Below are 13,325 nucleotides of genomic sequence, written 5' to 3' on the forward strand. Positions count from 1 at the left end.
GCGCACTCGCCTGCCCATGGCTGCGCGAGACACGCGGCCCGACCTCGCACTGTGGACACATGACGCTGTTCCGCGGCCCGTTCGAACAGCCTTATGTGTCCATAACGCGGGCGGGCGGCGGCTACGGCGCTTTCCAGAGTGTCGCCAGGGCGTAGCAGAGCACGTGCATCGCCAGGCGTCGGTCCGGGTCGTCCACCACCAGGCCCAGTTCCCGAGCTCGGGCGACCCGTGCGAGGACGGTGTTGCGGTGCACGCCCAGCCGGGTGGAGGCCTGGCTGAGTGAGCCGCCGCAGTCCAGCACGGTGAGCACGGTGTCGACCAGAGAGACGCGGTCGCGGGCGGCCATGAGGTCGGGGAGGGAGAGTTCGGCCACCCCGGCGATCTGGCCGCGCGGTAGCCAGGCCAGTGTGGCGCGGGCTCCCACCTCGTCGAACCATTGCACCGTCCCCGGTCCGCCGTCGCGGGCGACGTGGGCGGCCAGCCGGGCTTCCTCGACCGAGCGCATCAGGCCGGGGATGCCGGAGTGCGCGCCGCCGATGCCGAGCACCAGGCCGTGGCGGCGGGCCACTCTCCCGACCGCGCCGATGACCCTGCGCATCGCCGCGGCGTCGTCGGTATCGGCGCCGTCGACGTCATACCCGTCGGCGTCGTCGCCGGTCGGGGCATCGGCCGAGATGTTCTGCCACGAGACCCAGCCGTCGGCGTCGGCGATGATCGGCCAGTCCGGTCGCTCGCGCTGCCACGCCGAACGCACCAGCTCCGTCAGCTCCGGGGCGGGTTCGGTGTCCGCACCGTGTGCCGAGCCGATCCACACCGCGCGATTGGTGCCCCTGACGCGCCAGCCGAGCTCACTGGCCCAGGACGGCGCCGCGACGTCGGGCGGTTCCACCCGGGAACGCGGCAGAACACCGCTGTCCGGGTCGCCGGCGAGCCTGCGGAGCAGCTGGAACGCAGCTCGCTCCTGGACGGCCTGCGTGGACGTCTGCAGGCGGGCCTGCGCCCACGCCGCCAGCAGAGGCAGCCGGGCGAGACCCAGCACCGACTCGACGTGACCCGCGGCGGCCGCGGTGGTGCCCGGCACGCTCGCCACCAGCTCGGCCCACGGGCGCCCGCCCGCTCCGTCGACCTCTATCCGCACCTGCCGGTGCTCGGGTCGCTCCTGCAGCGCGGAGGCGCGCCCCGCGGCGACGGAACGGCCGACGATCAGCGCGACCGGTGCGGGTGCCAGTTCGGCGTTCAGCACGCCGAGTACGCCGCGGATGCTCGTCTGGTCGGCGAGTCGCTCGGCGCACAGCGCCACCCGGAGGGCCCGCGCCGCCTCCGGTGCGCTGACCTGCCCGGCGAGTGCGAGCGAGGTGTCGACCGGGTCCGCGTCGATGACCAGGAGCGCGATGCCCAACCGCTGCGCGAGTATCACGCTCGAGGCGCTCATCGCCGGGCGCGGCACGACCACTGCGGCGGCGTTGCGCTCCCACGTGGCGTGTAGCCCGGCTGCGAGTGACCAGCCGCCGGTGGCGGCCTCGGCGTGCAGCACCACCAACGCGTGCGGCCCCGTCCGGCCCAGTCGCTCGAAGGTCTCGGCGAGCACGACCTGGTGCACGAGCCGTCCCGGATCGGGGACGTGCACGGCGTCCGCGCTCGCCAGCGGTTCGACGCGCAGGAGCTCCGCCAGCTCCAGCGGGGCGGTGGCGGATCGCCGCGGAGGGGGGTGACGCACGGTCCCGGTCACCGGCGCCTCGGATGGTCCAGTGGGATGCCGTGCGAGGCGGGGCCGACCATGGCGAGGCCTTCGGCCGAGTACCAGACGGCGTCGGCCGGCATCACCAGCACGTCGACGAGTGCGCCCGGTTCGAGGCTGTCGAGGGTGGCCAGTTCGCCGCGCAGGACGTCGATCAGGCAGATCAGGTCAGGTGCCGCTGCGGCCAGCGCGCCGTCGGCGAAGACGGCGACGATCTCGCTGCGCAGTTCCAGGCGCAGGAGCCTGCCGTGGCCGCCGACCTCGTCGATCACGACGCTCGACGGGTGCGCGGGGATCGTCACGTCGCTGGGGCGGCTGAGGTGCTCCAGCTCGACGATCCGGCCGCGGCCGATGCGCCGGCAACCCGCCACGGCGGCGAGCCTGCCGATCAACACCTCGGTGTCGCCCGACTCGAGAAGCAGCCTGCCCACGTTGATCAGCCGCGACACCGTGCCCGGCAGCGCCGCCGTGCGCAGCTGTCCGGCCGTGCAGGGGTAGGCGGCGAGCGCGGCCCAGCCGCCGAGGCTGTCGACGCCCCCGCGCAGGAGCGTGTCGGCGCGGGCCGCTGCCTGCACACTCAGCGCGATCGACTCCCCGGTGGCGCCGCGGGCGACCAGCGGGCCGATCGGGAGCCCGGCGAGGTGCATCGACGTGTGGTGGATCAGCGCGAAGGTGCGGCCCATCCCGTCGGCGTCCAGCAAGGGCACCTCCAGCTGCGCGGCGGCCACCAGCGGGACCAGCGCGCTGACGGTGGCCGCGGCAAGGGGGTAGACCACCCCGACCCGCCGGCGCGTGAGGTGCTCGACCTCCCGCACCGCGAGGGCGAACTCGTCGCCCGCCGGGGGCAGGTCGGCCAGGGCCGCGCCGGAGCCGATCGCGCACAACCCGACGGCGCGCGTCTGCGGGGCCACGGCGTCCGGCCGGACGAGGGCGACGGGCCCGTTGCGGTGCAGCAGCTCGATGGTCCACGACACCATCGAGATCCATCCCGCGTCACCGACGGCGGGGGAGTAGAACTTCGCGCCTTCGACGAGGGCGGGCACGTCGTCGGCCGTCACCGAGCTCGCGGCCCCCACGTACCTGCTGCTCATCCCGTCACCGGGGACAGCTCGGCCGCTCGGACCGGGCTCGTCGCCCCGTCCGGTGCGCCCGCGACACGCACGCGGATCCGCACCGTGCCCGACGGGCTGTAGGGCACGGCGACCGTGGACACCTCGACGATGTCGGCCGTGCCGGGCGCGGCTCCGTTGGCGGTGGCGATCGCCGTGGCGCGGGCCTCGGCGTCGCGCCGGACGCCGTCGAGCCGGGCGGTGGACTCGATGAACGCGATCTCGTCCAGCCACGCCGTCGGACGGCTCACGGCGGCGCCGATGCAGGCCAGTTCGTCGGGGTCGCCGTCGGCCACGACGAGCGGGACGTCGCCCGCCGGTCCCGCCCCCGGATCCGGTCCGGCGCGTGCGAGCGTCGCGGTGGGAACGACGAGGGCGGTGTCGAGGTCGCGGAGGACCTGTGGCCGCACGGCGACCAGGCCGCGCCGGACGTCGCCGACGACGGGATGCGGCGTGCGGCGCAGCAGGACCCTGCAGTCCCCGCCCGCCACCTCGGCCGCACCGCGCAGCTGCAGCGCATCGGTGGCGCCGAGGCCGAGCACGGGCAGCACCCGCAGGCGGGATGCGCTGTTCCATCCGCCGTCGCCGCGCGCGATGTGCAGCGGCACGCCCGGCATCGCGCGCTGCGCCGCCCGCTCGCAGCCGTCGAGGACGTCCTGCGCCGCCGTCGCAAGCGCTGCGTTCAGCACGACCGTGGCCTCGCGCGCCGCCAGGCCCTGTCCGCCGAACTCGTGTGCAGCGGAGATCCGCGCGTCCGGTACCGCGGCCTGCACGGCGTCGGCGACCTCGCGCTCGTGACGCGGCTGGGTGCCCGCTCCCGCGGCGACCACGGCTACACAGCGGGCCGGGTGCGCCGCGATCTCCCGGCACACCGCACTCAGCGCCTCGCGGTCGAGGCGGCGCAGCTCGTGGCCGAACAGGTCGTGGCCGCCGGGAACGGTGAACCGCTGGGTGATGAGCCGTTCGATGACGTCGTCCGGATGCCTGCCGAGCGCGGGGTCGGACGCGGGGCGGGGTACGACGCGGATCATGGCCACCGCCGACAGCTCGGCCGGCTGCCGCAGGATCCGCTCGAGCAGCAGCCGGCCGATGTCGACGACGATGCCCGCCACGGGGAGCCGGAACTCGGAGGCGATGCGGGCGAACAGCTCGGCGGGGTCGGGACCGGCCACCGAGAGGGACGTGATCACGCTGCGGTTCTGAATCACGACAGCGTGCGAGCGTGCCGGACCGAGGCTCACGCCGACCAGTGCGGGTGGAGCAGCCCGGCCAGGCATCTCTGAACACTACCTCCGGTTATCGACCACGTTTGCGCAGGTAGCGGTCCACGGCGACGGCCACGAGGATCAGGCAGCCCTGCACGACCTGCTGGTAGATCGTGTCCCAGCCGAGCAGGTTGAACCCGTTGCCGATCAGCGTGAGCAGCAGCGCCCCGACCACACCCCGCCAGATCGCGCCCTCGCCGCCGAGGATGCTCGTGCCGCCGATGACGGCCGCCGCGATCGCCGTGAGCTCCATGCCGGTGGCCATGCTTGACTGGGCGGAGCCCGCCCGGGAGGCCAGGATCAAGCCCGCCAGTGCCGAGCAGATGCCGCTGACGACGTAGACCGCGACGTGGATCTGTCCGACGCGGATGCCGGACAGTCGCGCGGCCTCCACGTTGCCGCCCACGGCGTACACGCGGCGCCCGAACGTCGTGGCGGCGATCAGGACTCCGATGCCGGCCACGACCACGACGAAGACGATCGTCGCGGACGTCAGGCCGAACACCGACGGCCAGGTGAGCATGCCGAAGTCCTCGGCCTGCTCCGGCAGGGGGTAGATGATCGAACCGGCGGTGACGACAACCGCCAGCCCCCGGTAGATGATGCTGGTGGCGAGTGTCGCGATGAACGAGTTGACGCCGCTGCGCACGACGATCGTGCCGGTGATCAGGCCGAGCAGGGCGCCCGCCACCACGGCCGCGGCGAAGCCGCCCAGCACGCCCACGGTGCGCACCAGCTGCACGCCGACGATCGCCGAGAGCGCCAGGGTGGCGCTCGCGGTGAGGTCGAAGACGCCGCTGATGATGCACACCGTGGCGCCCGTGGCGAGCAGCCCGACCACGGCGCACTGGTCGAGCAGGTTCACGAGGTTCCCGGTGCTCAGGAACGTGTCGGTGGAGAACGACAGCGCGATGACGATCGCGACGAGAGCAACGACGATCCCGTAGTCGCGCACCCGCGCGCCGCGCGAGAGCGTCGACGCCGGGGTGGGTCGATGCGTCGTGGGGGTGTCGATGGCCATGGCATTCCTCCTTTCTGTCGGGTGCGTGTGGAGCGGCTCAGGCGTGCCCGAACGCGGCCGCCATGACGTCCTCCCGTGGAGCGCCCCGCGGGAACTCACCGACCACGCGCCCCTGCCGCAGAACCAGCACCCGGTGGGAGAGCCCGAGCACCTCCTCGATCTCCGAGGACACGACCACGACCGCCATCCCGTTCCTGGCCAGCTCGACGACCAGGCGGTGGATCTGGGTCTTGGCCGCGACGTCCACGCCGCGGGTGGGCTCGTCGATCAGGAGCACGCGGGGCTCGCGGAGCAGCCACTTGGCGAACAGGGCTTTCTGCTGGTTGCCGCCGGAGAGCGTCTCGACCGCCGCCGCTGGCTGCGCGGCGCGGATGTCGACCGTGCGGGACACGTCGTCGACGGACGTCCGCTCCGCGGCGGGCCGCACGAACGGCCCGTACCGGCGCCCGGCGAGCGAGGCCAGCGCGACGTTCTCGCGCACCGAGCGCACCATGACCAGCCCCTCCTCCTTGCGCGACTCCGGGACCAGCGCGATGCCCGCGGCCATCGCCCTGCGCGGGGTGAGCCGCGTGAGCGTCTCGCCGTCGATCTCCACGACGCCGTCGGACGCCCGGTCGGCGCCGAAGAGCAGTCGCAGCGTCTCGCTGCGGCCACTGCCCACGAGACCGGCGATTCCGACGATCTCCCCGGCCCGCACGCTGAGGTCGACGCCGTCGACGAGGCCCCGGCGCAGTCCGCGGGCGGCCAGCCGGACCGGTGCGTCCGGTGGGACCGGGGCCGGCTCGGCGTGGAGCACGTCGATCTCGCGCCCGACCATGTGGCGCACCAACGTGGTGGGTGTGAGCCGGGCGGCGTCGTCGGTGATCACGAGTCCCCCGTCGCGTAGCACCGTGACACGGTCGGCCACGGCGAGCACCTCGTCGAGGAAGTGCGACACGAGGATCACCGTCGTGCCACCCGCGGCGAGCCTTCTGATCAGGCCGAGGAGGTTCTCCTTCTCGTGCTCGGTCAGAACGGCCGTCGGCTCGTCCATGGCCAGCACCGTGGCGCCGCGGGCGAGCGCGCGCAGGATCTCGACCTGCTGGCGCGTTCCCATGGGGAGCCGGTCGACACGGGCCTGTGGGTCGACCGCGAAGCCGGTGACGTCGATCAGCTCGTCGAACCGGGCGCGGTCCGCGCGGCGCCGCGCGAGACCGAGCCGGTTGGACCAACGCCCGAGGAACACGTTCTCGAGCACCGTCATCGCCGGTACCAGGGCGCCTTCCTGCGAGATGAGGCTGACGCCGTGGCGGATCGCATCGCGCGGCCCGCTGATCGCGGCCTGCTCACCGTCGAAGCTGAGCGTGCCGTGGTCTGCGCGCACGGCACCGCCGAGGATCTTGAGCAGCGTGCTCTTCCCCGCGCCGTTCTCGCCGACGAGGCTGTGGACCTCGCCTCGGCCGATGTCGAGGTCGACGTCCCGCAGGACCGACACCCCGCTGTAGTTCTTGCCGATCCCGCGCAGGGAGATGTCCGGGGCCGTGCCGGTGGACGCTGCGGTCGTGGGTCCCGCGGTGATGAGCGAGGCCATGGCTCCTCGTCAGTCGGAGTAGTCCGCCGTCTGCCCCTGCAGCGTCGCCTTCGTGCCCAGCGCCGCGTACGGGGTCAGGGATCGCGCGTCGGTGGCGGTCGGGACCTGCTGTCCCCTGGCCTTGGCGAGCCCGAGCTCGGCCGCCTTGGCGCCCTCGGCCTTCTCCGGGATGACGTAGACGCCGTACCAGGCCCCCGACGCCACTCCCTCGAACGCCTGCGTCGAGCCGCCGTTGCCGACGAACGTGATGTCCTTGCCGGCAGCGAGCGGTGCCGCGCCCTCGATCGCCTGCGACGACCCGATGACCACGTCCACATCGGGCTGGGCCTGCAGCACGTTCTGGAAGGCGGCGCGGCCGGAGTCGGGCGTGTACCCGCCCACCACGTTGGCCACCACCTGCGCGCCGCCCTTCTCCAGGGCAGCCACCGCCGCGTTCGTGCGGGCGGTGTCGAGCGGGTAGTTGGCGAAGCCCTGCAGGTAGGCCACCTTGCACGGCGTCGCGGCCGCCTCCTTGCAGGCGTCGAGACCGAGCGTTGCCAGGCCCTCGCCGTTGATCGTCGGGGCGTCCACGATGCTGACGGTGCCGGGGATCTGCGCCTCGGTGGTGTCGTAGCGCCCGCCGACGGGGGTGAACTCGATGACCACCGTGATGCCGGCCGCGACGGCCTGCTTCACCGCCGAGACGATCGCGGTGCCGTCGTTGGCCTGCACGATCACCACGTCGTAGCGCTTGGACGTGACGGCATCCTGCAGCTGGTTGACCTGCGTCGGCCCGTCGAAGTTCGAGTCGAGGAAGGTGGCCGTGGCGTTGTTGGCCGCCGCGTACTCCTGGATACCGGCCCATGTCGCCTGCGCGAAGGAGTTGGCCTTCGCGAAACCGAAGAAGCCGATGCTGAGCTGCTTGTCCGCCGCGGCGGGCGGTGCCGCGGCGGTGGTGTCGGTGCTGGGCCTGCTGCACGAGAGGACCGACACGGACAGGGCGAGTGCGGCGCCGGCGAGCGCCAGGTGCTTGAGCGGGCGTCTCACGACTGCTCCTCGGGGGTGAGCGGGACGGGTTCGTACAGCCGGGCGACGACGGGAGAGCCGGGTGGGGTCTCGAGCAGCTCGGCGAGCTCGGCGCTGACGGCAGCGCGCCACGGGTCGGCGACCCAGCGGGCGTAGGCGTCGGCGTCGTCCCACTCGGCGACCACGAGGTGGGAGGCCGGACTGTCGTCGACCGAGCGCAGCAGCGCGGAGCTGCGGCACCCGGGGAAGCGCAGGGATCGTTCGATGATCCCGCGGTCGCGGTAGAGCTCCTCGACGGCGCGGGCGGCGCCGGGTCGGGCCTGCAGAGCCAGGACACTGCGGATCATCCGTGGCCACCTCCACCGTTGGGTGTGATCGGGTGGAGGAATGCTGACGGTCATGGGGAACGCGTCACTGTGCTGCGCGCACAGGGCCGGCCCCCGCGCCTGTGCACCGTCACACAGTCGTTCCTCGCCGGAAACTCCGATACTCCGCCTGCCCCGGATCCGGCGAGAGAGGCGAACCGACCATGAACGGAACCAGCCGCCTGGCGATCGACGTCGGCGGCACGTTCACCGACGTCGTGGAGCTGCGGGCCGGCAGGCTGCGGTTCGACAAGGTGCCGACGACCCCGCAGGCCCCGACGGAGGGCGTGCTGAACGCCGTCGACGTGGCCGAGGCGGGAGCAGCGGGCGTCACGATGTTCACGCACGGCACGACGCTCGGTCTGAACGCGCTGCTCACGCGCAGCGGCGCGCGCACCGCCGTCGTCGGGACGGCGGGCTTCCGGGACGTCTACCTGCTCGGGCGCACCGACCGTCGCACGAACTACGACATCACCTACCGCAAGCCCGCGCCGCTGCTGGAGCGCTACGACACGTTCGAGGTGGTGGAGCGCAGCCTCTACGACGGCTCGGTGCACGTCCCGCTGGACCTTGACGACGCCCGCCGGGTGGCGGCGACGATCGCCGAGCGCGGCTACGAGGCCGTGGCGGTCGCGTTCCTGCACGCCTACGCCAACCCGGCCCACGAGTTGGCGATGCGCGACGTGCTCGCCGAGGTCGCACCGGGTGTTGCGGTGTCGCTGTCGCACGAGCTGTCGCGGGAGTACCGCGAGTACGAGCGGACGAGCACCGCGGTGCTCGACGCCTACGTCAAGCCGGTGGTCCGCAGCTACCTGCACGAGTTGGAGGGCAGCCTCACACGTGACGGGTTCCGCGGCCGCTTCCTCATGACCCGCTCGGGCGGCGGCGCGATGACCGTCGGGCGGGCCCGTGAGCAGCCGGTGAGCCTGATCCTCTCCGGTCCGGCCGGCGGCGTGATCGGTGCGGCGGCGCTCGCCCGGATGCTCGGCGAGCCGAACCTGATCACGATCGACATGGGCGGCACGAGCCTGGACGCCTCCCTGGTCCTCGACGGCGAGCCGGTGCTGCACCAGGGCGCCGAGTTCGAGGAGCTGCCGATCAACACGCCTTCTCTCTACATCCACACGATCGGCGCGGGTGGTGGCTCGCTCGCCCGGCTCGACGAGGCCGGTGCGCTCCAGGTCGGGCCGCAGAGCGCGGGTGCGGTGCCCGGCCCCGCCGCCTACGGGCGCGGCGGCACCGAACCGACCTTCACCGACGCCGCCTTGGCGATCGGCTACCTCGGCACGGAGACCCCGCTGGGCGGTCGGCTGGTGCTCGACGCCGAGCGAGCCGATCAGGCACTCGCCCCGATCGCGGCACGGCTGGGCATGACCGTGCCTGCGCTCGCCGGCGGAATCGTGCGAATCTCCACCACCAAGATCATGGGCGCCGTCCGGGCCATCACGGTGGAGGTGGGGCGCGACCCGAAGGACTTCGCGCTGCTCGCGTTCGGTGGGGGTGGCGGGCTGGTCGCGGTGGACGTGGCCGCCGAGCTGGGCGTGCCGACGGTCATCATTCCGCCGGGGCAGGGCGCGTTCTCGGCCTTCGGGATGCTCATGGCCGACGTGCAGCACGACCTCGCCCGCACGCTCGTCGCGCCGCTCGCCGGCCTCGACCCGGCCCAGGTGGAGGCCGTCTACGCGGAGATGGCTGAGGAGGCGGACAAGGCGCTCGACGCCGAGGGCTTCGCGTCGCCGGACCGCCGGATCGCCCGCAGCCTGGACGTCCGGTACGCGGGCCAGGAGCACTCGGTGACGGTTCCGTGCCCGGCCCCGGACGCCGCGTTCGGCGCGACCGTGGAGGGCGTGTTCGCCCGACTGCACGAACGGCAGTACGGCCACACGATGACCGACCCGGTCGAGGTCACCATGCTGCGGCTGCGCGCGACCGGCGCGGTCGAGAAGCCGGAGCTGCCGCTGCTGCCACGCTGCGAGTCGGGTGGCCCCGAGCCCGACGGCAGCCGCCCGGTGTACCGGTCGGCGCAGGAGCAGGCCGTGCCGTACTCGCTGTACACGCGGGAGGCCCTGCTCGCCGGCGACGAGATCGCCGGGCCTGCGGTGATCGCCGAGCACACCGCCACCACCGTGATCCACACCGGCGACCACCTGCGCGTCGGCGCGCACGGCGAGCTCGTCGTCACCGTACGGGGAGGAACCGCCCGATGACCGGCACCGACTCGATCACCGTGGAGATCATCCGCCACGGCCTGCTGGCCGCTGCCGAGGAGATGGCCCGCAACCTGTGTCGCACGGCCTACAACACCGTCGTCTACGAGATCCACGACTACGGCATCGGCCTGCACGACGTCAGCGGCGACGTCGTGGCCGACGCCCCCGGCATCGCGATCTTCACCCGGGGCAACGACCACGGCATCAAGAAGGCCGTGGAGTTCCTCGGCGCCGACGCGATGGCCCCCGGCGACATGTTCGTGCTCAACTACCCGTACTGGTCCTCGGCGCACACCCTCGACCCGCTGGTGTTCGCCCCGATCCACGTCGACGGTGCGCTGGCAGGCTTCGCGTCCTGCCGCATCCACGTGCTCGACCTCAAGCAGAAGGATCCGGGCTACGTCCTCGACTCCACGGACATGCACCAGGAGGGTCTCTTCTTCCCCGCCACCCGGCTCTACGTCGCCGGGGTGCGCAACGACGAGGTCTTCAACATCATCCGGTTCAACAGCCGGATGCCCGAGCGCACGATCGGCGACCTGCAGGCGCAGGTGTCGGCCTGCCACACCGGGGTGCGCCGCGTGCAGGAGATCGCCGCGAAGTACGGCGCCGAGACGCTGGCCGGGGCGATGGCTGCGATCAACGACCACGGCGAGCGCCTCGCCCGGCTCGCACTGGCGAAGCTCCCGAAGGGCACCTGGAGCGCGCACGACTTCGTGGACTCCGACGGCGTCGACGTCGACCGGATGGTCCGGCTGCAGGTGGCCGTGACCGTCACGGACGAGGAGATGGTGATCGACTGGACGGGCAGCGACAGTGGCGTGCGCGGCCCGATCAATCTCCCGCTGGGCCAGACCGAGGCGCTGTGCAGCCTCGTGTTCAAGGCGCTCACCACGCCCGACACCCCGGTGGTGGCGGGGAACTTCCGCCCGCTGCGCGTGGTCACCCAGCCGGGCTCGGTGATGCACGCCGTGCCGCCGATGCCGACGTTCACGCTGTGGACCGGGCTGCTCGCGGGAGAGGTGGTGCTCAAGGCACTCGCCGAGGGCATGCCGGAGCGCGTGCCTGCCTGCTCGGGCGGGGACGTCTGCTCGATGATGGGGCTCGGCGTCGACCCACGTACGGGCCGGCCGTGGCTGGAGGCGACGAACGAGGCCGTGGGCATGGGCGGCCACGCGGGTGGCGACGGTGCGGACGGCGTGATGCACCTGTCGGAGCCCGGGTGCCGTAACAACCCCGTCGAGGTGCTGGAGACGAAGGCGCCGATGTTCATCGAGTCCTACGGCTACCGTCCCGACACCGGCGGCGCCGGGCGCCACCGCGGCGGGGTCGGCGTGAGCCGCTCCTACCGCTTCACCGCACCTTCCACGGGAATCTGCCTGGTCTACAAGACCCGGACGAAGCCGTGGCCGATCGGCGGGGGCAGTGCGGGCGAGAACAACAGGATCGTGCTCAACCCCGGTACCGATCTCGAAGTGGTGCAGGGCGGTAGCTACAACAGGCTCGAGGCGGGGGAGGTGCTGGTGAACGACACCGGTGGCGGTGGCGGTTTCGGCGATCCGTTCACGCGGGAGCCCGAGAGCGTGGCTCGCGACGTGCGCAACGGCTTCGTCTCGGTGCAGGCGGCAGCCCGCGACTACGGCGTGGTGATCGACGCCGATACGTTCACTGTGGACGCAGCGGCGACGGCGCGGCTGCGGGAGCGTGCCGCATGAGCGAGCTTGCGAGCGAATCATCGACACAGCGCCTTCGCGCAGCGCTGACCGAGCGTAGCGAGGGATTGCGATGAGCGAGCGTGCGAGCGGATCGCTCTCGATCGTGAACGCGCGGGTCTTCGACGGCGTCTCCGGGGAGCTGACCGACGGACCCGTGCATGTCGTCGACGGGCGGATCACCGAGGTGGGACCGGGCGCGAGCGCCACGGCGGACCGTGTGATCGACGCACGCGGCGGCACGGTGCTGCCCGGCCTGATCGACGCGCACTTCCACGCGTACGGGATCGGCCTCGACCTGCTCGGCATCGAGTCGCGCTCGCTGAGCTACGTGGCGCTGGCGGGCGCGCGTCGGCTGGCGAGCGCGCTGGCCCGCGGGTTCACGACCGTGCGGGACGTGGCGGGCGGCGACGCGGGTCTCGCAGCGGCGATCGACGAGGGGCTGCTCCGATCGCCGCGCTACCTCTTCACCGGGCCGGCGCTGAGCCAGACCGGCGGGCACGGCGATGCCCGCAGCGCCGACAGCGACCTGTGCGGGTGCCACGCCCACATGAACGAGGTGGTCGACGGCGTGGACGCGCTCCGGCACGCGGTGCGCGACCGCTTCCGCCGCGGCGCACATGCCATCAAGATCATGGCCTCGGGAGGCGTCGTCTCGCTGACGGACCCGATCCGCGTCCCGCAGTACTCCGCGGAGGAGATCAGCGCCGTCACCGAGGAGGCCGCCCGCCGCGGCAGCTACGTCGCCGCGCACGCGTACTCGCCGGAGGCGATCCGGCACGCGGTCGAGAACGGCGTCCGGTCGGTCGAGCACGGCAACCTGCTCGACGCCGAGACCGCTGCGTCGATGGCCGAGCACGGCGCCTACCTGGTGCCCACGCTCATCACCTACGACGCGATGAACCGGCGCGGTGCGGAGGTGGGGCTGTCGCCCGTGGGACAGGCGAAGAACCAGGAGGTGCTCGACTCCGGCCGCGCCGCCGTGGAGCTGGCCCGCGCCGCCGGCGTGCGGATCGGGTTCGGCACCGATCTGATGGGCGTGCTGGAGGACGAGCAGCTCGGTGGGCTCCGTCTCCAGACCGAGGTGGAGGGAGTGGCGCGCGCTCTGCAGGCGGCCACCTCCGTGAACGCCGACCTGCTCGGGCGCCCGGATCTCGGTCGGGTCCAGGCCGGTTGTGTCGCCGACCTGCTCGTCGTGGACGGCGACCCGTTCGCCGACCCGTCGCTGCTGTGGGCTCCCGCGCGGCCGCCGTTGGTGATCAAGGCCGGGGTGGCGGCCGGGGAACAGGAGCATGGCTCCTGAATCGCTGCGTAGGACCTGATCATGGCG

10 protein-coding genes are annotated in these 13,325 nt (G+C 72.8%); 3 read left to right on the plus strand and 7 right to left on the minus strand.

What is annotated here, in order from left to right:
- Positions 1-121: 121 nt before the first annotated feature.
- From ABD743_RS37595 to ABD743_RS37625, 7 genes are read right to left on the minus strand one after another with little or no spacing between them, the layout of a single operon-like run.
- Positions 122-1,729, minus strand: coding sequence for a PucR family transcriptional regulator (locus ABD743_RS37595; RefSeq protein ID WP_344728314.1), 1,608 nt, complete (start codon positions 1,727-1,729; stop codon positions 122-124).
- A complete protein-coding gene (locus tag ABD743_RS37600) occupies positions 1,726-2,829 on the minus strand; it encodes an S-methyl thiohydantoin desulfurase domain-containing protein (protein WP_344728316.1) in 1,104 nt (367 codons plus the stop codon). The genes ABD743_RS37595 and ABD743_RS37600 overlap by 4 nt, the downstream gene beginning before the upstream one ends.
- Complete coding sequence (locus ABD743_RS37605; protein ID WP_344728318.1) at positions 2,826-4,124, minus strand: hydantoinase/oxoprolinase N-terminal domain-containing protein; 1,299 nt, start codon at positions 4,122-4,124, stop codon at positions 2,826-2,828. The genes ABD743_RS37600 and ABD743_RS37605 overlap by 4 nt, the downstream gene beginning before the upstream one ends.
- A gap of 19 nt (positions 4,125-4,143) precedes the next feature.
- Positions 4,144-5,133: an ABC transporter permease gene (locus ABD743_RS37610; RefSeq protein WP_344728320.1), complete on the minus strand. Its 990-nt coding sequence runs from the start codon at positions 5,131-5,133 to the stop codon at positions 4,144-4,146.
- Between the two features lie 37 nt (positions 5,134-5,170).
- Positions 5,171-6,703, minus strand: a complete 1,533-nt coding sequence (locus tag ABD743_RS37615) for a sugar ABC transporter ATP-binding protein (RefSeq protein ID WP_344728322.1) — start codon at positions 6,701-6,703, stop codon at positions 5,171-5,173.
- A 9-nt stretch (positions 6,704-6,712) separates the two neighbouring features.
- On the minus strand, positions 6,713-7,729 hold the full coding sequence (locus tag ABD743_RS37620) for a sugar ABC transporter substrate-binding protein (RefSeq protein ID WP_344728324.1): 1,017 nt from the start codon (positions 7,727-7,729) through the stop codon (positions 6,713-6,715).
- Positions 7,726-8,055: a putative quinol monooxygenase gene (locus ABD743_RS37625; RefSeq protein ID WP_344728326.1), complete on the minus strand. Its 330-nt coding sequence runs from the start codon at positions 8,053-8,055 to the stop codon at positions 7,726-7,728. Before ABD743_RS37625 ends, ABD743_RS37620 begins: the two co-directional genes overlap by 4 nt.
- 182 nt (positions 8,056-8,237) lie before the next feature.
- Between ABD743_RS37625 and ABD743_RS37630 the strand changes: the two genes are divergently transcribed.
- The 3 genes from ABD743_RS37630 (at position 8,238) to ABD743_RS37640 (ending at position 13,298) form a co-directional block, all read left to right on the plus strand.
- Positions 8,238-10,280 (plus strand): hydantoinase/oxoprolinase family protein, encoded by a 2,043-nt coding sequence (locus tag ABD743_RS37630; protein WP_344728328.1) that lies wholly within the window; start codon positions 8,238-8,240, stop codon positions 10,278-10,280.
- Positions 10,277-11,998 carry a hydantoinase B/oxoprolinase family protein gene (locus tag ABD743_RS37635; RefSeq protein ID WP_344728330.1) on the plus strand — a complete coding sequence of 574 codons (1,722 nt, stop codon included), beginning with the start codon at positions 10,277-10,279 and terminating at the stop codon, positions 11,996-11,998. Before ABD743_RS37630 ends, ABD743_RS37635 begins: the two co-directional genes overlap by 4 nt.
- 70 nt (positions 11,999-12,068) lie before the next feature.
- The gene (locus tag ABD743_RS37640; RefSeq protein ID WP_344728332.1) at positions 12,069-13,298 is read left to right on the plus strand and encodes a metal-dependent hydrolase family protein; all 1,230 of its coding nucleotides are present in this window, start codon (positions 12,069-12,071) and stop codon (positions 13,296-13,298) included.
- The last annotated feature ends 27 nt before the right edge of the window (positions 13,299-13,325 follow it).

The sequence above is a fragment of the Pseudonocardia yunnanensis genome (genome assembly GCF_039534065.1).
Lineage (GTDB): Bacteria > Actinomycetota > Actinomycetes > Mycobacteriales > Pseudonocardiaceae > Pseudonocardia > Pseudonocardia yunnanensis.

What these genes read in the sequence shown, in the direction of transcription:
- ABD743_RS37625 (WP_344728326.1), bottom strand. Translation starts at nt 8,055, where the DNA reads ATGATCCGCAGTGTCCTGGCTCTGCAGGCCCGACCCGGCGCCGCCCGC.
- ABD743_RS37635 (WP_344728330.1), top strand. Translation starts at nt 10,277, where the DNA reads ATGACCGGCACCGACTCGATCACCGTGGAGATCATCCGCCACGGCCTG.
- ABD743_RS37630 (WP_344728328.1), top strand. Translation starts at nt 8,238, where the DNA reads ATGAACGGAACCAGCCGCCTGGCGATCGACGTCGGCGGCACGTTCACC.
- ABD743_RS37640 (WP_344728332.1), top strand. Translation starts at nt 12,069, where the DNA reads ATGAGCGAGCGTGCGAGCGGATCGCTCTCGATCGTGAACGCGCGGGTC.
- ABD743_RS37610 (WP_344728320.1), bottom strand. Translation starts at nt 5,133, where the DNA reads ATGGCCATCGACACCCCCACGACGCATCGACCCACCCCGGCGTCGACG.
- ABD743_RS37605 (WP_344728318.1), bottom strand. Translation starts at nt 4,124, where the DNA reads ATGCCTGGCCGGGCTGCTCCACCCGCACTGGTCGGCGTGAGCCTCGGT.
- ABD743_RS37600 (WP_344728316.1), bottom strand. Translation starts at nt 2,829, where the DNA reads ATGAGCAGCAGGTACGTGGGGGCCGCGAGCTCGGTGACGGCCGACGAC.
- ABD743_RS37615 (WP_344728322.1), bottom strand. Translation starts at nt 6,703, where the DNA reads ATGGCCTCGCTCATCACCGCGGGACCCACGACCGCAGCGTCCACCGGC.